The sequence below is a fragment of the Amycolatopsis japonica genome, from assembly GCF_000732925.1.
Classification (GTDB): Bacteria; Actinomycetota; Actinomycetes; order Mycobacteriales; family Pseudonocardiaceae; genus Amycolatopsis; species Amycolatopsis japonica.
In genome coordinates, this window is record NZ_CP008953.1 from 1971945 (window position 1) to 1990217 (window position 18273).

At 69.6% G+C, this 18273-nt stretch carries 17 protein-coding genes; 7 read left to right on the plus strand and 10 right to left on the minus strand.

Features of this window, described 5'->3' with window-relative positions; translation table 11 throughout:
* Positions 1-3: 3 nt before the first annotated feature.
* The 4 genes from AJAP_RS09635 to AJAP_RS44060 are packed head-to-tail and all read right to left on the minus strand — an operon-like array spanning position 4 to position 3971.
* Positions 4-1374, minus strand: coding sequence for a hypothetical protein (locus AJAP_RS09635; RefSeq protein ID WP_038522725.1), 1371 nt, complete (start codon positions 1372-1374; stop codon positions 4-6).
* Entirely contained in the window at positions 1371-1835 is a 465-nt protein-coding gene (locus AJAP_RS09640) for a hypothetical protein (RefSeq protein WP_038509828.1), read from the minus strand. The genes AJAP_RS09635 and AJAP_RS09640 overlap by 4 nt, the downstream gene beginning before the upstream one ends.
* The gene (locus AJAP_RS09645; protein WP_038522728.1) at positions 1832-3175 is read right to left on the minus strand and encodes a hypothetical protein; all 1344 of its coding nucleotides are present in this window, start codon (positions 3173-3175) and stop codon (positions 1832-1834) included. Before AJAP_RS09645 ends, AJAP_RS09640 begins: the two co-directional genes overlap by 4 nt.
* Positions 3159-3971: a hypothetical protein gene (locus AJAP_RS44060; RefSeq protein WP_038509831.1), complete on the minus strand. Its 813-nt coding sequence runs from the start codon at positions 3969-3971 to the stop codon at positions 3159-3161. The genes AJAP_RS09645 and AJAP_RS44060 overlap by 17 nt, the downstream gene beginning before the upstream one ends.
* A gap of 348 nt (positions 3972-4319) precedes the next feature.
* On the opposite strand from AJAP_RS44060, the gene AJAP_RS09655 reads away from it, so the two are divergent.
* Entirely contained in the window at positions 4320-4619 is a 300-nt protein-coding gene (locus AJAP_RS09655; protein WP_228694901.1) for a helix-turn-helix domain-containing protein, read from the plus strand.
* Positions 4620-4786: 167 nt separating this feature from the next.
* Here the strand turns inward: AJAP_RS09655 and AJAP_RS09660 are convergent, their stop codons facing one another.
* Together AJAP_RS09660 and AJAP_RS09665 are read right to left on the minus strand one after the other, a co-directional pair.
* A complete protein-coding gene (locus tag AJAP_RS09660) occupies positions 4787-5401 on the minus strand; it encodes a (2Fe-2S)-binding protein (RefSeq protein ID WP_038509836.1) in 615 nt (204 codons plus the stop codon).
* The gene (locus tag AJAP_RS09665) at positions 5401-6261 is read right to left on the minus strand and encodes a putative RNA methyltransferase (RefSeq protein WP_063777798.1); all 861 of its coding nucleotides are present in this window, start codon (positions 6259-6261) and stop codon (positions 5401-5403) included. Before AJAP_RS09665 ends, AJAP_RS09660 begins: the two co-directional genes overlap by 1 nt.
* A gap of 175 nt (positions 6262-6436) precedes the next feature.
* Here AJAP_RS09665 and AJAP_RS09670 point away from each other — a divergent pair, with 175 nt between their 5' ends.
* From AJAP_RS09670 to ku, 5 genes are all read left to right on the plus strand, one after another.
* Positions 6437-7831 (plus strand): ammonium transporter, encoded by a 1395-nt coding sequence (locus tag AJAP_RS09670; protein ID WP_051972393.1) that lies wholly within the window; start codon positions 6437-6439, stop codon positions 7829-7831.
* On the plus strand, positions 7828-8166 hold the full coding sequence (locus AJAP_RS09675; protein ID WP_038509839.1) for a P-II family nitrogen regulator: 339 nt from the start codon (positions 7828-7830) through the stop codon (positions 8164-8166). Before AJAP_RS09670 ends, AJAP_RS09675 begins: the two co-directional genes overlap by 4 nt.
* Before the next feature lie 9 nt (positions 8167-8175).
* On the plus strand, positions 8176-10491 hold the full coding sequence (locus AJAP_RS09680) for a [protein-PII] uridylyltransferase (protein ID WP_038509841.1): 2316 nt from the start codon (positions 8176-8178) through the stop codon (positions 10489-10491).
* A gap of 86 nt (positions 10492-10577) precedes the next feature.
* Positions 10578-10949 (plus strand): hypothetical protein, encoded by a 372-nt coding sequence (locus tag AJAP_RS09685; protein ID WP_038509843.1) that lies wholly within the window; start codon positions 10578-10580, stop codon positions 10947-10949.
* 50 nt (positions 10950-10999) lie between these two features.
* Positions 11000-11839, plus strand: a complete 840-nt coding sequence (ku, locus tag AJAP_RS09690) for a non-homologous end joining protein Ku (protein ID WP_038509845.1) — start codon at positions 11000-11002, stop codon at positions 11837-11839.
* A 246-nt stretch (positions 11840-12085) separates the two neighbouring features.
* Here ku and AJAP_RS09695 read toward each other — a convergent pair whose 3' ends face one another.
* Genes AJAP_RS09695 through AJAP_RS09710 form a run of 4 tightly spaced genes read right to left on the minus strand, consistent with a single transcriptional unit; the run spans position 12086 to position 17083 of the window.
* Positions 12086-13090 carry an NlpC/P60 family protein gene (locus tag AJAP_RS09695; RefSeq protein WP_038509848.1) on the minus strand — a complete coding sequence of 335 codons (1005 nt, stop codon included), beginning with the start codon at positions 13088-13090 and terminating at the stop codon, positions 12086-12088.
* An 8-nt stretch (positions 13091-13098) separates the two neighbouring features.
* Complete coding sequence (locus AJAP_RS09700; protein ID WP_038509849.1) at positions 13099-13581, minus strand: poly-gamma-glutamate biosynthesis protein PgsC/CapC; 483 nt, start codon at positions 13579-13581, stop codon at positions 13099-13101.
* Positions 13581-14762 (minus strand): poly-gamma-glutamate synthase PgsB, encoded by a 1182-nt coding sequence (gene pgsB, locus AJAP_RS09705; RefSeq protein WP_038509851.1) that lies wholly within the window; start codon positions 14760-14762, stop codon positions 13581-13583. Before pgsB ends, AJAP_RS09700 begins: the two co-directional genes overlap by 1 nt.
* Entirely contained in the window at positions 14759-17083 is a 2325-nt protein-coding gene (locus tag AJAP_RS09710) for a HAMP domain-containing protein (RefSeq protein ID WP_038509853.1), read from the minus strand. The genes pgsB and AJAP_RS09710 overlap by 4 nt, the downstream gene beginning before the upstream one ends.
* Positions 17084-17294: 211 nt before the next feature.
* Here AJAP_RS09710 and AJAP_RS09715 point away from each other — a divergent pair, with 211 nt between their 5' ends.
* Positions 17295-18176, plus strand: coding sequence for a hypothetical protein (locus tag AJAP_RS09715; protein ID WP_228694902.1), 882 nt, complete (start codon positions 17295-17297; stop codon positions 18174-18176).
* Positions 18177-18273 lie beyond the last annotated feature (97 nt).

Consider the following 18273-nt stretch of genomic DNA (forward strand, 5'->3'; position numbering starts at 1 on the left):
CGGCTACTGCCCGGGCCGCTTGCGCGTGGTCCGGGGTTTCGGCGGTTCCTCCGCCTCGGGTGGTGTCTGGCCTTCTCCGGCGCCGTGCCCCTCGCGGAGTTCGGCGACCGAGGGCACCGCCGGCGTCCGGCCGGGCGGCGGGGTGAGCTGCGGGGTGGGCGGCGCGGGCGGATTCGGGTCGGACGACGACGGCGAGCCGTCCCGCCCGATCGGCTCGGCGATCCGGACGACCTCCTGGAGATGGTCGTCGAGTTCGTCGATGGCCCGCTGCACACGGGAGCTGAAGAATCCCGGGGGAAGCGACGCGCGGAAGTTGCCCGGCACGTCGCCGTTCGGACCGCCGGTGCTCTGCCGGGGAAGGTTCGCCACGATCCGCTGCAGCCGCTTCGCGATCTGCAGGAACGACGTGCCGACACCTTCCTTGCCCGCCGACTCGATCAGCTTGCCGCCCTCGAAGGTGGCGAACTCGCGGATCCAGCGAAGCAGCCCGCCGAGCGACATGGTCCCGCCCTGTGGATCGGGGACGCGGAGCACTTCGAGGTCTTCCTGCTGGACGAACACCGACCGCAGCATCGCGACCACCTCGTCGACCTGCGACGCGGTCGCGGACAGCAGCCGGGAAAGAGCGACCACGGCGGGACCGAAGAACGGCTGGCCGCCGGCCGGTTGCGAGAACGGGTCGATCTTGTCGCGTGCGTCCTGCCAGCCCCTGAACAACGAGACCACCCAATCCGTCAGCGTGATGAAGGAGGTCTGGATCCGTTCCTCTTCGATCGTGTTGACCTTGCCCGAGACCAGGCCGAACTCGTCCCGCAGCTGGCCGAGGTGTCCTTGTGTACGGTCCCCGGCGCCGACCGCGAGGCCGCCGTTGCCGAGCAGCAGCAGGAAGAGCTGATCGACCCGCGCCACGCGGATCAGCGGGCTCTCCAGCTCCTGCCGGATCTGTTCGAGGTCGTGCCGGACGAGCGCGCGGAAACCCTCCGCGTTCTCGGGATCCGCGTCCGTCCTCAGTGGACGGAGCGAATCGAGTAGCGCCAGCGAGTCCTTCACCGCGCTCCTGGCCCTCGCCGCGAGCGAGGCCTGGCCGCCGGTGACGGCGCCGAGGTCGGCCTGGATCGCGTATCCGCGCGGAGTCCATTTCGCCTCGGTGCGGCCTTGGACCTCGTTCAGTTCGAAACTGCCGGTCAGCGCGGCCACGAATCCTTTGGTGTCGCCTTCGCGCCACTTCCAGCCGAGCATGTCGCTGATCGTCTGTTCGGCGAGTTTGCCGGGGGCCGCCGCCTGCGGTGGGTACTGCCCGGTCGACAGCGGATACGCGCTGTCGATGTCCTGTGCGCGCGGCAACGTCGCGCCGCGGTCGTCGTTGATCGTCATCGGGTCGCCCCACATCCCTTGAATTCGGCCAGTTCCACTGCTTCACGCCAGCACCGCACCATCACGTCCTCCGCCGAGGACAAGGCGGCGGCGCACTGGTCCACCCCGGCGTGGAAGCTCTTCGCCCAGCCCCGCCATTCCTGTTCCCGTCCGTGCACCGCGCGCAGCAGCCCGGAGACCGCGTGATGCGAACGGCACTGTCCGTCCACGCGCCGCCGCAGGTTCAGCAGCGACGACGCCGTGGTGTGCAACGACTCCGCGCTCACCGGGCCCTGCGTCGCGCGCGTGGCCGCCTCGACCTCTCCGGTGCCGTCGAGGACGACCTCGGCGAGATGATCCGCCGCGGCCAGCCCGACGCCGGCGGGCCGGTCTTCGGCGACGCTGATCTCCAAGGCCCGCCAGCACGCGGCCACCTGGTTCACTTCCTTGCCCAGCCGGGAGAATTCGGTGTCGAGCGTCATCTCGCCCTCCTGCCGAGCTCTTCCATGAAGAAGCCGAAAAGCCGTTTCGGCGGGGCCATCCGTTCGTCGAGCGCGAACCGGACCGCGCCGATCAGGAACCGTTCCGGCACGACGCCGGGGGAGACCCCGTCGGCCAGCCTGCCGGCGGCTTCTTCGATCATCGCTTGTTCTTTGGCTTCGAACCGCAGCACCTTCGCCAGGGGACGGTGGCCCAGCGAGGGGAACGACGTGAAGCACATCGCGTCCACCACCACGGGGATCGCCTTGTCCGCCGTCCTCAGCAGCGCCGGTGGCGCGTTCACCAGCTTCGCCCGCGGGTACAGCTTGTGCCACATCGCCGCGTACGACTCCGCGTGCCGGGTGAAACCCATGCGGCGCAACAGCTCCACTGAGATCTTCGCGCGGAGATACGGCACCGGGTGCACCGCGCGCGGGGTGAATCCCGTCGTTTCGAGTTCGGTGCGCCCGATGACGTCGAACAGCGAACCGACGACCGCCGGGCCACCCAGCAGCAGCGCGGACAGATCGGCGAACGTCTCCCGGTTCCACCTGACCCAGACGCCGGTCACCTCCCGCGGCACCCCCGCTTCGACGAGCCTCGCCGCCACCTGCAGCGGGATCGCCCTGGCGATGCCGAGGTCGTTCTGCAGGTTGTGGCTCACCTCGTGCAGGACCGCGCCGAGCGTCCACGGGTTCACCAGCCGGTGGTACGGAAGCTGGATCAGCGGAAACGGATTGAGCCTGTTCCCCAGCCGTCGCAGGGGAATCCCGCGGCGCGAGGTGGCCGGGCCGGATCCGGTGCGCAGGTAGCAGAACGGTGGCGGGGTCGGGATCGACCGCCAGCGCCCGATCCCGAGGTAGGCGTACTGATAGCAGTCGAGCGCCACCCGGTCGCACGCCACCAGCCACGGGGCGAACGCGCCTTGCCGCTGGTTGAACAGATCCAGGTAGAAGTCCCAGACCCCTTCGGTGGTCTTGACCCAGCGCTGTGCCCGGGATTTCGCCCGCAGCAGCCGGGCGAGTTCGGCGCGTGCCGGCCGTTCCACCGCCTCGTCCGCGGCACGGCGAACCGCACGGGTCGCGGAGTACAACGGCTTCCGCAAGGTCGCCATCGTCCGGTTGACCGCCGCGAGATGCGCCCGGCTCGGGCCGGTGGCCGGGTCACCGAACTCCGACCAGCGGAACGGCCGCAGCGCCTCCAGATGCCGTTCCACGTTGGTCGCCTGGGACAGCACCCAAGCCGTCAGATCGTCGTCCCCGGACGGCCTCGCCCGCCGGAACCCGGTGGACGAGGCCGATTCACCGGATGCCGCGGGCGGTGCCTCAGCGGCGGCGCGCACGGCCGCGCGCCTTGCCACGACGGGCGGCGCCCGCCCGGCCCCGGGACTGCGTCCGGCGCCCGCCGCGGGCGGCGGGACGACGGCGGCGCTGCTGGGGACGGCCGCGGCGGCGCTGCTGCTGGTTCCGGCGGTTCGCGGGCGCGTTCTGCGTGCTGTTCACGGTGTGGCCGACCAGCCTGCGCGTGATGTACCGGGCGTTGATCGGACGGCCGTCGGCGTACCGGCGCCCGACGTCGCGTGCGGTGCGGCCGATGATCTTCGGGATGTGCCGGACGGCGCGGCGGGTCGCCGGGTTCCGCCACAGCTTGCGCCCGAGGTTGACCGCGCCGCGGATCAGCTGCGGACCGTGCTTGATGATCTTCGGCGCCGCCCATTTCGCCGCCTGGAACGCCAGCGGCGCGAGCGCGCCGAGGAAGGCCTCCGCCTCGTCCTCGGTCTCGGCGTTCTCGGCCTGGAAGGCCAGTTGCGCCATCATCTCGGCGTCGGGATAGACCCGGCGCGCCGGATGCGTGAAGTCCTCGTCCTCGGATTCCAGTTCGAACTCGTCCTCGAGTTCGCGGACGACGGCCTCGAACTCGGACTCGAATTCGTCTTCGTCCTCGTACTCGCCGTAGACCTCGTCCTCCAGCTCGTCTTCGAGCTCCCGGGCCAGGCCGCCGAGCTCGTCTTCGAACTCGTCCTCGTCCTCGAATTCGCCTTCCAGTTCGTCCTCGAGTTCGTTTTCGAACTCGGCCTCGAGTTCACGGCTCAGCTCGTCTTCCAGCTCGCCGTCCACTGCCGCATAGCCACGGCTCATAACCGTTCTCCTCTGCTCCGGTGAAAATCCGCGATCGCCGGCGCGGTGCGTCGGTGAGCACTCACCCGACACTGCCCGCGCACCCGGGGGCACCGGTAGTCACACGTTCTTGCGTGACATGAATCGACTAGTTCGTACTTGTCACACAAACCGACGATGCGCTTTTCCTGTCGGAGGGGTTTGCTAGAGAAGGAGGGAGACCTAGAGGGGGGAGGCCGGTCTATGTCCACGAGCCCGGTGATGGGATTTCCTGCTCCATCGCTACACGACGTCGCGCGGCAGCGGGCGACGGTCGTCACGGAGGACGAAGCCGTACGAAAGCTGGCGAGATCACTCGTCAGACGTGTCATGGAACTGAACGACGGGGGCGCCGTACAGCGGAAACCGCTGCTCGACGTCACCGAACACGGCGTCAGATGCCTGCTCGTTCCGGTGGCGCCGGAACCGCACGACCTGCTCAGCCCGCGCGAGCACGAGGTGGCGCGCATGGTCGGTCGCGGCTATACGAACAAGCAGATCGCCGGCGTACTGGAAATCAGCCTGAACACGGTTTCCGCGCATATGCGCCGGATCTTCACCAAACTGGGGGTCGGCTCGCGGGCGGCGATGGTGGCCGCGTTGACCGGTGAGAATCTCGCCGCCGGATGAGGCGGGATTCCCACGCGAGACCGCACTCACGTGATCGAAGGCGGAACTCGCGTGATCAGAGGCGGAACTCGCGAGTGCGGCATTCAGTCACGCGAGTCACGTCCCCGATCACGCGAGTCACGTCTTTGCTCACCGACATTCGCCTTGTCCCGTAAAGAAACCGCGCGCTAACCGAGTGCGGCGCGCAGTCGCCGATCCCGTTCTTCCGGGGTCTGCCGAGGGCAACTGGTGCACTTCGGATTGCCGGCTTCGTAGATCAGGCAACAGGAAGCACGGCGCACCACGGTGTTCCGCCCGACCCGGGAGAACCGCGGCTCCGGCAGCCCGAGCCCGATCGCGGCCACGAGCGGTGCCGCCAGCGCGATCGCCCGTTCGGTGTCGCCGGTCCACAGCAGGCGGTTGCCGATGGAATCCGTCGCGATCGCGCCCAGTGCACGCGGATTCGCTTTGGTGACAGCCGAAATCGTGCCGATCGCGGTGCTCAGCGTTCCGGCGAACGCGGCACCGAGTTCGGCCAGGCCGCCGTCGAGGGCCCGGGAAGACCTGGCTCCGGTGAAACGGCCGTCCGGGACGAGGTCGATCGTGACGGCGTCGAGTGACGGGTCCAAGGGTTCGCCGCGGACGAGGGATTCCACCGAAGGAGCGACGAGGACGGAGGAGAGCGAGTACCACCAGATCGTGCCGAGCACTTCGGGCCGTGAGCAGCCGTAGAGCTTCGCGGCGCCGCCGATGCGGGCGCTGACCCAGGCGGCGTCGGCGAGCAGTGTCGCGGGTGCCTCCATCAGGACACCGGCCGGTACAGCGTGACACTGAACGAAGTGGTGACGTCCACCGATCCGGTGATCGCGTCGAGGCGTTCACGCCTGCCGTCGCGGTGGAGATGATGTGCGCTCGGGCCCATCTCCACCACCTGACGGATCCGGTCGGGCTCCAACGCCACCTGCTGGGTGACCTCGTGCCGGTCCACCCGGGTGAAGCGTTCGCCGAGGGTGTCCTCCAGCCGCGCGTCCTTGCTGCCGTCGACGGAGATCACCAGGTCGCCCAGTTCCCGGAGGTGACCGGGGTTCGGCGTCGCGACGACCAGCAGCCCGTCCTCGGTCAGGACGCGGTGGAACTGCGGGGCGTTGCGCGGCGCGAAGACGTTGAGGATCAGCGACGCGCTCGAGTCCGCCACAGGCCACGGCTCCCAGAGATTCCACACGGCCGCGCCCGCGCGCGGGTGCGCGCGAGCGGCCCGGCGCAAGGCGACGGCGGAGACGTCGAGCGCCAGCCCGTAGGCGGCGGGGACGGCGTCGAGCACGTGCGCGAGGTAGTAGCCCGTGCCCGCGCCGGCGTCGATGACCATCCCGTCCTCGATGTGTTCCGAAGCCACTTTCGCGAGGGCGTCGGCGAGCGGCAGGTAAACGCCCGATGAGAGGAGATCGACACGGGCCGCGACCATCGGCGCCGTGTCCGCGGTGCCCGCCGGGATGCGCGCATGCAGAAGGTTGACGTAACCCTGCTTCGCCACGTCGAACGAGTGGACTCGATCGCAACGCACCGTGCGCTCGGTTACCCCGACCGGGTCACCGCAGACCGAACACCGCAACGACCGGACGATCGCCGGTGGCAGAGGGTCATGGCCGGATACACGCGCGTTCATGTCCCTATTCGACCACGAGGTTTCGCAACCGGACAGAACGCACCAGGTCAGTGGAAACCTGGCCGTAACAACGCCGCACCGACAGTTCACGCGGGTGAAACCTGAATCGCCGCCCGAGGAAACACCCCGGTCCAAAGATTCCTGCGCAGTACACCCCAGGCACGGGAGGAAGATTGTGCTGAACGCAGGAGACACCGCATGGGTGTTGATCAGCGCCGCGCTGGTCATGCTCATGACACCGGGATTGGCGTTCTTCTACGGCGGCATGGTCCGCGCGAAGAGCGTTCTGAACATGTTGATGATGAACTTCATCGCGCTCGCCGTAGTCGGTGTCCTTTGGACGCTGTACGGCTTCACGATGGCCTTCGGCAACGACGTGGGCGGCGGGTTGCTCGGGAACTTCGACTTCGCGGGTCTCTCGACCATCTCCGGCAAGCTCGCCGGATTCGCGACCGCCGCGACCAGCACCACGCCTGAGGTCGCCTGGCCCGGCGCGGACGCGCTGCCGCTGTTCGCCTTCGTGATGTTCCAGCTGATGTTCGCGATCATCACGCCCGCGCTGATCTCCGGTGCCATCGCCGACCGCGCCAAGTTCTGGGGCTGGACGCTGTTCGTCGCGGTGTGGGTGACCATCGTGTACTTCCCGGTCGCGCACTGGGTGTTCTCGTTCAACGGCTTCATCAGCGCCGATTCCGTCGGCGGCTGGATCGCCAACCAGCTCAAGGCGCTCGACTTCGCCGGCGGTACCGCGGTCCACATCAACGCCGGTGCGGCGGGTCTCGCGCTCGCGATCGTGCTCGGCAAGCGCAAGGGCTGGCCGAAGGGCACCGGACGTCCGCACAACGTGCCGTTCGTGCTCCTGGGCGCCGCGCTGCTGTGGTTCGGCTGGTACGGCTTCAACGCCGGTTCGGCCCTGGCCGCCAACGACCTCGCCGCCGTCGCGTTCACCAACACCACCGTCGCGACCGCGGCCGCCGTGCTCGGCTGGCTGATCATCGAGCAGATCAAGGTCGGCAAGCCGACCACCCTCGGCGCCGCTTCCGGTGCCGTCGCGGGTCTCGTCGCGATCACCCCGGCGGCGGGTTTCGTCAGCCCGCTGGGCGCCATCGCCATCGGTCTCATCGCCGGGGCCCTGTGCGCCCTGGCGATCAGCCTCAAATTCCGCTTCGGTTTCGACGACTCCCTCGACGTCGTCGGCGTCCACCTCGTGGGTGGTCTCGTCGGCACGCTGCTCATCGGCTTCTTCGGCACCACCAGCGTCAACTCGCTCGGCGTCGACGGCCTCTTCTACGGTGGCGGCCTCGGCCAGCTGGGCAAGCAGGCGCTCGCGGCGGCCGTGGTCCTCGGCTACTCGTTCGTGCTGACCTTCGTCATCGGCTGGGTGATCAAGAAGCTCGGCGGCTTCCGCGTCAGCGCGGAGGACGAGGTCAGTGGTATCGATGAGGCCCAGCACGCGGAGAGCGCGTACGACTTCACCGGTTCGGGCGGCGGCCTCGGCCAGCCGAGCTCCATCCCGGTCAAGACGTCCACCGGAACAGCGGCCACGAAACTCGAGGAGAGCAAGGCATGAAGCTGATCACCGCGATCGTCAAGCCGTTCACGCTCGACGACGTCCGCTCCTCGCTGGAGCAGCTGGGCGTGCTCGGCATGACGGTCAGTGAGGTACAGGGCTACGGCAGGCAGAAGGGCCACACCGAGGTCTACCGGGGTGCCGAGTACTCCGTGGACTTCGTGGCGAAGCTGCGGGTCGAGGTCGTCACCGACGATTCCAACGTCGAGAAGGTCCTCGACGCGATCACCACGGCCGCCCACACCGGCAAGATCGGTGACGGGAAGATCTGGGTGACGCCGGTGGAGACGGTCATCCGGGTACGTACCGGCGAGCGCGGCTCGGACGCCCTATAGGCGCCCACGATGGCCGACGGGGGTGAACTGGTCAAGGCCACCGAGCGTTTGCTCGAGGGCAGGCACGGGAGGTTGGGCGCGGCCGCGTTGCGCGCGGCGTGCGTCGACCTCTACGAATTCTGGTTGGGCAAGGGCGCTTCGGCGGCCGGCGTCGACACCGCTGAACCCGGTGTCGCGCTGGCCGCCGTCGGCGGCCTGGGGCGCAGTGAGCTGGTGCCCTTCTCCGACCTCGATCTGTTGTTGCTGCACAACGGGAACTCGCGGGTCGGCGAGATCGCGGACGCGATCTGGTACCCGTTGTGGGACGCCAAGATCGGCCTCGATCACTCGGTCCGCACACCGGGTGAGGCGCTGAAAGTGGCGTCGGAGGATCTGCGGACCGCGATGGGGCTGCTCGACATCCGCCACATCTCCGGGGACGCGGAGATCACCGCCAGGCTGGCGGCCGCGGCACGGGACCAGTGGCGGAGGACCGCCCGGAAACGAATGGACGACCTGTCGGACGCGGTCCGTCAGCGCTGGGCCCGAAGCGGCGAGATCGCACAGTCCGCCGAGCCGGATCTCAAGCACGGCCGAGGCGGGCTTCGCGACTTCGCCGTCCTCGAAGCGCTGGCGGCGGCACAGCTGACGGCGAGGCCCGGTGAGGAACTGCTGGCGGCCAAGAGCCTGCTGCTCGACGTCCGGACGGAACTGCGCAGGGAACTGCGCCGGGAGCGGGACATCCTCAGCGCGCCGGAAGCCGAGACGGTCGCGGGCGAACTCGGCTTCGGCGATCGGTTCACGTTGGCGCGCAAGCTTTCCGGTGCCGGGCGGACGATCGCGTACGCGGTCGACGTGGCGCTCCGGTCCACTGTGGAGCCACCGAAGGCACGGTTCGGCCGCCGTCCGGTGCGGACGCCGCTCGACGAGGGTGTCGTCCTGCACGGCAACGAGGTCGCGCTGGCGCGGGACGCCTTGCCCGCCAAGGATCCGGCCCTGCTGCTGCGGGTCGCCGCGGCGTCGGCCCGGATCCGCAAGCCCATCGCGCACGGGACCCTGCGGGCACTCGCCGACACCGCGCCCGAACTGCGTGCGCCGTGGCCCGCCGACGCCCTCAAGGCGCTGGTGGAACTGCTCGGCGCGGGCGAGGGACTCGTCGACGCCGTGGAGGCGCTGGACCGCACGGGCCTTTGGGCGCGGCTGTTCCCCGAATGGGGTGCGGTGCGGGATCTCCCGCCGAGGTCGCCGGTGCATTCGTGGACCGTCGACCGGCATCTCGTGCGGGCCGCGGTCGAGGCGTCGAAACTGACGACCACCGTTTCACGGCCGGATCTGCTGCTGATCGGCGCGTTGCTGCACGACATCGGCAAGGGCCGCGACGCGGACCATTCCGAACTCGGCGCGAAGATCAGCGCGCAGGTGGCGGCCCGGCTCGGGTTGTCGACGGCCGATTCGGCACTGGTGTCGGCGATGGTGCGGCACCACCTGTTGCTCCCGCATACCGCGACGCGGCGGGACATCAGCGATCCCGCCACGATCCAGCGGGTGACGAAGACACTCGACGAGAACCTCGTCCTCCTGGAACTGCTGCACGCCCTGACGACGGCCGATTCGCTGGCCACCGGGCCGGGCGTGTGGACGGACTGGAAGGCGCGCCTGCTCGCCGAACTGGTGTCCGGTTGCGAAGAAGCGTTGCACGGCAAGGGTTTCGTACCGCCGGAGCCGATGGGCGCCGAACAACGGGAGCTCGTCGCCGAAGCCGTCGCGTCCGGCCGCGGCGAGGTGCGCATCACCGCCGCCGGCAAGGTGGTGACGGTGGTGCTCGCGGTCCCCGCTCGCGCGGAACTGCTGGCTCCCGCGGCCGGGGTGCTCGCGCTGAACTCGCTCGAAGTCCACGCGGCGGTGCTGCGCGGGCACGACGGGGGACGGGCGGGAGTCTTCACGGCGTCACCGAAATTCGGCTCGCTGCCCGACGTCACGCTGCTCCGGGAGCAGTTCGCGCGGGCGGTGGCGGGGACCTTGCCGCTCACCCAGCGGCTCGCGGCGAAGGAACGGGACTACGGCGGCGGAGAGGCGCAGTCGGCCGGGGCGAAGGTGATCTGGTTCGACGACGAGACCAGCGGGCGCGACACGGTCGTCGTCGAACTGCGGGCCGCGAACCGGATCGGGCTGCTGTACCGGGTCGCGGGCGCGTTGCGCCGGTGCGAGGCCGAGGTGCGGTGGGCGAAGGTGGCCACGCTCGGTGGTGCCGTCGTCGACTCGTTCGCCGTCGCGCCGCGGAGTGGCTGGGTCGACCAGGCGTGGCGGTCGAAGGTCGAAGCGGCGCTGCTGGCGGCAGCTTCCTGACGTTCGGGGTGTCGTGCGGGTCACGGAAGGTGGCGGTGGCAGGATGTGCGCGGTCGGGACCTGAAGGAGCCGGAGGGGGTGAGCGCGTGCCCGGTCCACAACGTGTCACGCTGCCGCCGACCGTCGTCGCCTCCCATCTCCGCGCGTGCGCGGACGACCTCGCCGTCTCGCTCACCGCGTCCGGTCCCGCCGCGACCGTGCCCGAGCTGCTCAAAGTGGTCCGGCACCTCGTCGCCGGCCAGCAGGCGCTGGCCATCGCGCTCGAAGGTATGGCGGGCCGGGTCGAAGGGGGCGGCGAAGGCGCGCTGGCCACCGCCCCGATGGTCGACGTCGAGGTGGTCGCCGAAGTGCTCCGTGCGGCGGCCACCGCTGTCGACTGTTCGGCCGAGGCGCTCGCCGAATCGCGTCCGTCATTCGAATGTGTGAGCGATTCAGTAGCCCCTGACACCCGTTTGTAGCTGTCCCGCCGCTTCGGCGCGTGGATACGCTGACCAGGCGGAGGTGGGCCATGCGCGCGGTGTGGAAAGGCACGATCGGATTCGGGACCTACGCCATTCCGGTGAAGGCGTACAGCGCGACCGAGGAGCACAACATCCCCCTCCACCAGGTGCACGAGCCGGACGGCGGCCGGGTGCGGGTGAAGTGGGTCTGCGAGGTCGACGGCGCCGAAGTGCCCGCGGCCGAGATCGCGAAGGGGTACCCCGTCCCCAACGGCGACGTCGTGCTGCTGACCGCCGGTGATTTCGCGTCGCTGCTCGCGCCGACCACCCAGTCGATGGACGTCGTCGGCTTCACCCCGGCCGACCAGGTCGACCCGATGTACTTCGCGCGCAGCTACTACCTGGAACCGGAGCCGGCGGGCACGAAGCCGTACGTGCTGTTGAGCGAGGCGCTGCAGCAGTCCGGGCGGATCGCGATCGTCAAGGTGACGTTGCGGCAACGCGAGACGCTGGGCGCGCTGCGGGTGCGGGACCAGGTGATCCTGCTCGAGACGATGCTGTGGCCCGACGAGATCCGGCGGCCGGACTTCCCGTTCCTGCACGAAGACGTCGATCTGCGGCGCGGGGAACTGCGGAACGCGGTCTCGCTGATCGAAGACCTCACGCGGGATTTCGAGCCCGGCCGGTACACCGATCGCTACCGTGAGGCGCTCGAAGGGCTCATCCAAGCCAAACTGGACGGCGACGACGTCCTCCAGCCGACCGCGGCCGAACAGGCCGAAGGTGTGACGCGGCTGCTGGCCGCCTTGCAGCAGGGCCCGGTCGAGAAGGCCAACGAAGCGGCGGACAAGGCACGCCAGGCGCGGACGCGGGCGAAGCGCGCTTCGTCGTCGGCCAAGACCAGTTGAGTAGATCTACTCAGGGGGAGTTGAGGGTCTTCACGCTGCCGTGACCCCAGGGTGACCGGGCAAGGTTATGCCATCGCGCGGAGAGAGCGCGGGCAGCGAATCGCCTGGTACTGGGGGTCCGGCGAATTCAAGTCCCGCGAAGCTCGCCAAGTGTGCTTACGGTCGGCTCGCGGGGAGGCGAGCCTTCCGTAGGGGCTCCGGTACCGGTCTGCGAGGGGCGATCGGTCCCGGAGCCCTGTTTGCGCGCTAGAGCCGCTTGGCCGCGCGGAACGCCTTCGCGTAGGTGCCTTCGCCGTCGATCAGCGAGGTGCCACCGGCGTCGCCGAAGGTCGGCCCGTTGGCGACCTTCCGGCTGGACAGCACCCGCCGCCTGCCGTCACTGTCGAGTCCGAGATAGATGCCGGTATGCGAAACCCGGGGCCCGAGCGCCGGCTCCAGGTTGAAGAACAGCAGATCGCCGGGCTGGAGGGCCGCGTAGTCCGTGGCCTGCCCCCTGGCGTCCTCGATCAACGTCGTGCCCGGCCCGAGCTCCGACATCGCCCAGGCGCGCCGCGGCAGACCTGGCCCTTTCGTGTTGGTTCCGAGCAGCGGGTAACCCGCGCGGTAGCCGTAGACCATCCGTACGAAGCCCGAGCAGTCGAGGGAACCGAACCGGGCGCGCTCCGCCTTTTCGTGTTTGTCGGGGAAATCCCAGTCGACGCCGAGATAGTCGTAGAAGTCGGACTTTTCAAGCCGCCCTTCGGCACTGTCGGGCCCGAAGGACGCGTCACCGGCTACGCGAAGCTTCTTGGTTGTCTGGGGCGGGGCGCCTTCGGAGTACTGCAGGGCTATGGCCAGCAGATCCGGTGACGTGTCGCCGAGGGCCTTGGGCAACCAGTCGCGGAACCACCCCTCACGCTCGGCACCCGCTTTCCACGGCTCGGGCGCGAACCGGATCCACGCCGACGACGTGACGGTGACCGTGGTGAACTTCGGTTCGGCGAAGGTCCGGCTCTTGCCGGACAGCAGCACCGAGCGCGACCCGTCGGTGAAGGACGCCAGCTGGGTGCCGAGGGAATCCCGGACGACCGTCCGGGCGGGGTTCTCGAGCCGTTCGTAGGTGTACCCGCCGATCGCCGCGTCGCCGCCGGGAGGCGCGGACGCCGACACCGCGGTGATGTCCCGCGGCTCCTCCTTCGCGACGTACACTGCGGCCGTCCCGGACACGCCGATCACCGCGACCAGCACCCCGATCCGGATCGCTTTGCGCATCGACGTCCTCACAACGTGGGAACCAGCCCGACCAGCACCCCGCTGATCAGGATCGCGTAACTGGCGAGGCTCACGCCCCCGGTGGCGAGGACGGTCGCCGCCGGCGGTTGCCGCACCAGCTGGTAGGCCACCAGGCCGGGGACCACGAAGCCCAGCGTCTGGTGCACGAACAGCAGCGGGAAGTCGGCCTGCAGGACAAGCAGCAGGGTGGTCTGCAGGACGACCCCCAGCAGGACCACCGCGGCGAACAGGCGCTTGCCGTAGAGGATCACCACCCGCTGCAGGATCTTGGTGCCCACGTAGGTCAGCGCGGTCATCAGCACGATGATCGCCGCCCGCCGGAAGTCCTCGACGATGGTCAAGGCGATCCAGCCAGGGGTGATCATGCCGCCGGGGGACAGGTTCGTGGTCAGGTAACAGACCAGCGACAGCAGCAGCCCGATGGCGAGCCCGATGGTGGCGACCTCGGGGGAGAGTGAAGTGGTGAGCATCAGGAGGCGATCGTTTCCAGTTTCGCGAGTTCGTCGATGAGCAGTTCGCCCTGACCGTGGATGTTGCCGATGGCGATCAGCGACGCTTGCCGGTCGACGCCACCGATGATCTTGCGCAGCAGTTCCTCGGGAGGCCGTGAGCCGCCGAGGTCGACGACGCGGTCCTGCCATTCGCCGGGGATCGCGATCCGGGCGCTGCGCGTCGGCTCGCCGATCAGCACCACCCGTTCCGGCGCGACCCGCGGGATCAGCGCGCCCATCTGCCCGTTGCGTTCGACGCGGTCGGGGCGGCAGTTGATGATCACGTGCAGCGGATCGGCGATCGCCCCCTGCGCGCGAAGCTGATCGATGTTCATCAGGGTCGATTCGGGATCGTTCGCGGCGAAGACGTTCGCGAAGCGCACCTGGCGCCGCCCGGCGCGATAGCGGTGGACCTGGAGCACTCCGGGGTCGGGCGGGGCGGCCCACATCCCTTCGAGCGCGAGCCGCCGGTTGACCTTGAGCAGATCGGCGACGGCCAGCGCGATCGCCACGTTCTCCTTGAACGTGATCCAGCCGAATCCGCGCATCTCCTCGTCGGTGACGCTTTCCGGATCGACGGCGATCAGACGGCAGTCCCGCTTGTCGGCCTCCTCCTGGAGGATCGCGAGACGGTCCTTCTCCGCGGTGAGGCAGATCCCGCCGACCGGCATCGACCGGCTCAGTGACCGCGCCACGTCGTCCAGCGTCGGGCCCATTTCGGCGAGATGGTCCTCCCGGACGTTGCACAGCACGCCGATGGTGGACCGGATCAGCTTGCTCTGGTTGATCTCCTGGAGATCCGGCATCACCGCCATGCACTCGATCACCAGCGCGTCCGGCCGGTACGCGGCGGCACGGCGGACGATGCCGATCTGCTCGACGACGTTGGCGATGCCGAACTTGCGGTAGACCGGCTCCTCGCTGCCGTCGGGATGGATGAACCTGGCCGCCGTGCCGGTCGTCTTCGCGGTCGTCACGAGACCGCCGCCGCGCAGCGCGCCCGCGCAGAGGCGGGTGATAGACGATTTCCCGCGGATGCCGTTGACCAGCACCCGGGTCGGGATGCTGTGCAGGTTCCGGTAGTGGCGGCGCTGTTCGGCGATACCCGCGGCGAGCATCGCCGACGACGCCACGAGAAGCACGAAGTAGAGGAAGGTCATTTCCGGCCCCGTTCCGCCGGCTCGGGCCGCCGGTTTCCCTGGTGCCGCCGCGGCTGCGGGCGGGGTTTCAGCGGCTGCGGTTCGCGCCGCCGGACCGGCCGGGGGTGACCGCGGACCGGCTCGTCCTCGATCCGCTGGAGCAGTTTGGTTTCGTCGGTCGCCGCTCCGGCAGGCCGCCGGACCTCGCCGAGCCGCGTCTTGCCATCGGTCAGCGCCTGGCGGCAGATCTCGACGCAGGAGGCGATGGTCCCGATCTCGTCCTGGCGGTGGGGATAGACCACGGCGCCCATCCCGACGCCCTTCGCGATGGGCACGGCGGATTCGGCCACCCGCCGCAATGGCCGGACGACGACCAGCAGATGCCAGGCGAACAGCATCAGGGCGACGACCGCCGTGAGGAGCGCGGCGACCCTGGCCCCCGACCGGACGGTGTTGTCCGCGACACCGAGTGAGGAGACCGGCTGGTCGGCGACGACGACCCAGTTCAGGTCGGCGACGCTGCCGTCGTCGGCGAGGCGGCTCGCGACCACCAACGACGAATCGGTGCTTTCGCGGGCGTCCTCGCCGGACTGCGCGGTGGCGACGTTCTTGACCAGCACGGAGTCGGTGAGTTCGGAGAAGGCCAGATAGCCCTGGGTGTCGGCGATGGTGCGCTTGCCTTCGTCGACGACGCGTACGCGACCACCCGCCGAGCCGAGCACCGACGCCATCCTCGGGATGTCGTACTCGCCGACCACGACCTTGCCGGAGTCCGGCAGACGCGCGAAGGCGTACACCACGGGAACCCGGCCGCTGGTGTTGTGCTGGTGGATACCCGAGCCGTCGGGCAGCTTCCCGGGATCGCGCAGCGATTCGCGCCCTGCTTGGTGAACTACGTTGCCTTCTTCGTCGGTGACGTAGACGCTCCGGAACCGGTTTTCGTCCTCGGCGAGCCGTTCGAGCATGCCGTTCAGCCGGTCCGGCCGTTCCGCCGAACCGAGCCGGGCGACGGAGCGCAGGTCGCCGAGCCCCTGGGCGAGGCTGCGGCGCAGGGTCTCCGCCGAATGCGTGACGCGGCCGCCGTACTCGCCGAGCACGGCGGGGGAGACCGTGGCGTGCTGGCGGCCCAAGGTCGCGGCGACGGCGACCGACCAGCCGAGCAGCGCGAGCGTGACGACGGCGACGATCACCTGCGCGGAGACCACCGGCTTCACCTTGTCGCGGGGTCTGCGCCTGGCCAGTTTCGACCGGTACCGTTCGACCGCGCGGGTCAGCCGGTTGACTTCGCGGATCCTCGATTGCCGCACCGGTTCGTCGAGCGAGCCTGCCGCGACCGCGAGGGCGTCGGCGCGCAGACGGAGGATCGGCTTGACGACGGCGCTCCGCAACAGCACGAACCCGGCGACGGCGAGGACCAGCAGCGCGGCCGCCGGCAGCAGACCCGGCCACCGCGCCGGCGCCGGCTCGACCGGGAACCGGCTGAGCGTGACGACCGCCAGCCCCAGGCTGCCCGCGGTGCCGTCCGAGGTGATCGGGGCGTAGGACACGACCGGTGCGAGCCGCTCGCCCGAATCCGTCGCGGCGCCGCTGAGCACCCCCGATTCCCCGGCCGCGGCGGCCGTGGAGGCGCGGGCGAGCAGATCCTGTGCGACGCGGTCGGTAGCGGGCACTTCGTTCCCGGACGAGAAGAGCGGCACGCCGTCCGGGGTGACCAGCCGGATCTGCCGCACGGGGCCCTTGTCGAGTTCCGCCGAAAGACCGCGCAGCGGCGTCGAGACGACGAGGAGCCTGCCTGCGCGGTCGCCGGTGAGCGGCAGGGCGGTGAGGACGAGCGGGCTGTCGCCGGGCCGGGCGATCGGGCGGACGGTGAGGTTCGTGACGTCGACGCCACGGAGGTTTTCGACCGCGACCGGCTCGCCGTGGGTGGCCACGACCCGTTTCGCGGCGGGATCGAAGACGGCGATTCCACGCCAGTCCGGGTAGGTCTTGCCGAGGCGGGCGAGCACGGCGTCGTCGCCGCCGTTGTCGAAGACGCCGGAATCGGTGGCGACGCGGAGGTCCCCCGCCGCCGAGGTGGCCGACGTGGCCAACGATTGGGCGAGGGCGGCGGTCGCGCGTTGCCGCCCCGCGGTGACCTCGTCCGGGAGCTGCCCGCCCGAGTCGGCGCGGAGCAGTGAGAGCGGTCCGGCCGTCGACAGGTAGACGGCGGTGAAGGCCGCGATCATCACAAGGAGGACGAAGGTGGTGGCGGACGCCACCCCCACACCTCGGGGGAAACCCGCCTCCGGGATCTGGTCGCGCAGGCGCGCCGCGGGGTCGGGCTGGTCCTTCTGCCGCTTCACTGGCCCTCGTGTCTTTCGGTAATCGGCTGGTTCGCGGCGCACGTCGGCCAGTAGCGAAACGTGTTCCCGATCAGGTCACACCGAGGTATCAAAAGTGTTAGTGAGGACGTTACAACTCCGCCGAGTGTCGGCAAAATGCACCTGGCGGTACTCATTCGGGTCAGTCAGTAGAGTCCAGGTGGTGATCGGCCGAACTCGAATGTTGCTCAGCGTGACCAGTGTCGCTCTGGCTCTGGCCTTGGTGCTGACCCTCGTGCTGGTCCTCGGTGACGACGAGTCACAGCGACCCCCTCTCGACCCGGAGGCCGACCTGAGTTCACTGCTCGCCGGATTCACGTCGTCGCTTTCCGCTGAGCAGGACTACCGGTCACCCGGGGCGGGTGAACGCCGGACGGCCGCGGCCGGTTTCGCCGCGTTGCTGGACGCCTCTCCCGAGGGAACGGCGAGCCTCGGGGAGCTTGGATTCGCGGTACGCGACGGGACGGACCGGCAGACCGGGCGGCCTTACACGGTCGCGGTGAACGAATCCGGTACCGAGCGATCCTGGGGTATGTACCTGATCGACCGGTCGGCCCCGCCGTCGCTGGCCATCGAGGTCCCGCATCCCGCGTCGGATCTGCGGACCGAGTCGTTCGGTCTCGACTACTTCCGCCAGGTGCCGGGCGCGGTGCTGCTGATCGCGGGCGCGCACCGCAAGGCGGACGACGGCCGCGCGGACGTCGCGCACGAGGTGGATTCCGTGTTCCACGTGGTCGCCACCACCCTCGCCGGACGGGGGCTGCCGCAGATCCAGCTGCACGGCTTCGACGACCAGAACCTGCCCGACGACGACATCGTGCTCTCGTCCGGCGCGACCGTCGCCGGCCCGCCCGCCCACCGCGCCGCGGATCGGCTCGAAGCCGCCGGTCTCGACGTCTGCCGGGCCTGGGCGTCGTCGTGCGGGGCATTGGAAGGGACGAAGAACGTCCAGGGCAAGGCGGCGGCGAAGGACGGCACGGTCTTCCTGCATGTCGAGATGAGCCGCACCGTCCGGGAAGCCGGCACCGCGAACGTCATCCGGGCTTTGGTCGGAGCCGACCTTCGCAAAGCCTGAACGGGTCTTCGCAACCGTGTCAACGCCGGCCTCGGACACCGACTACCCTGGGAAGCCGCCGGTTCGTACCGGCGAGCCACAACGACCCAGCTGGAGC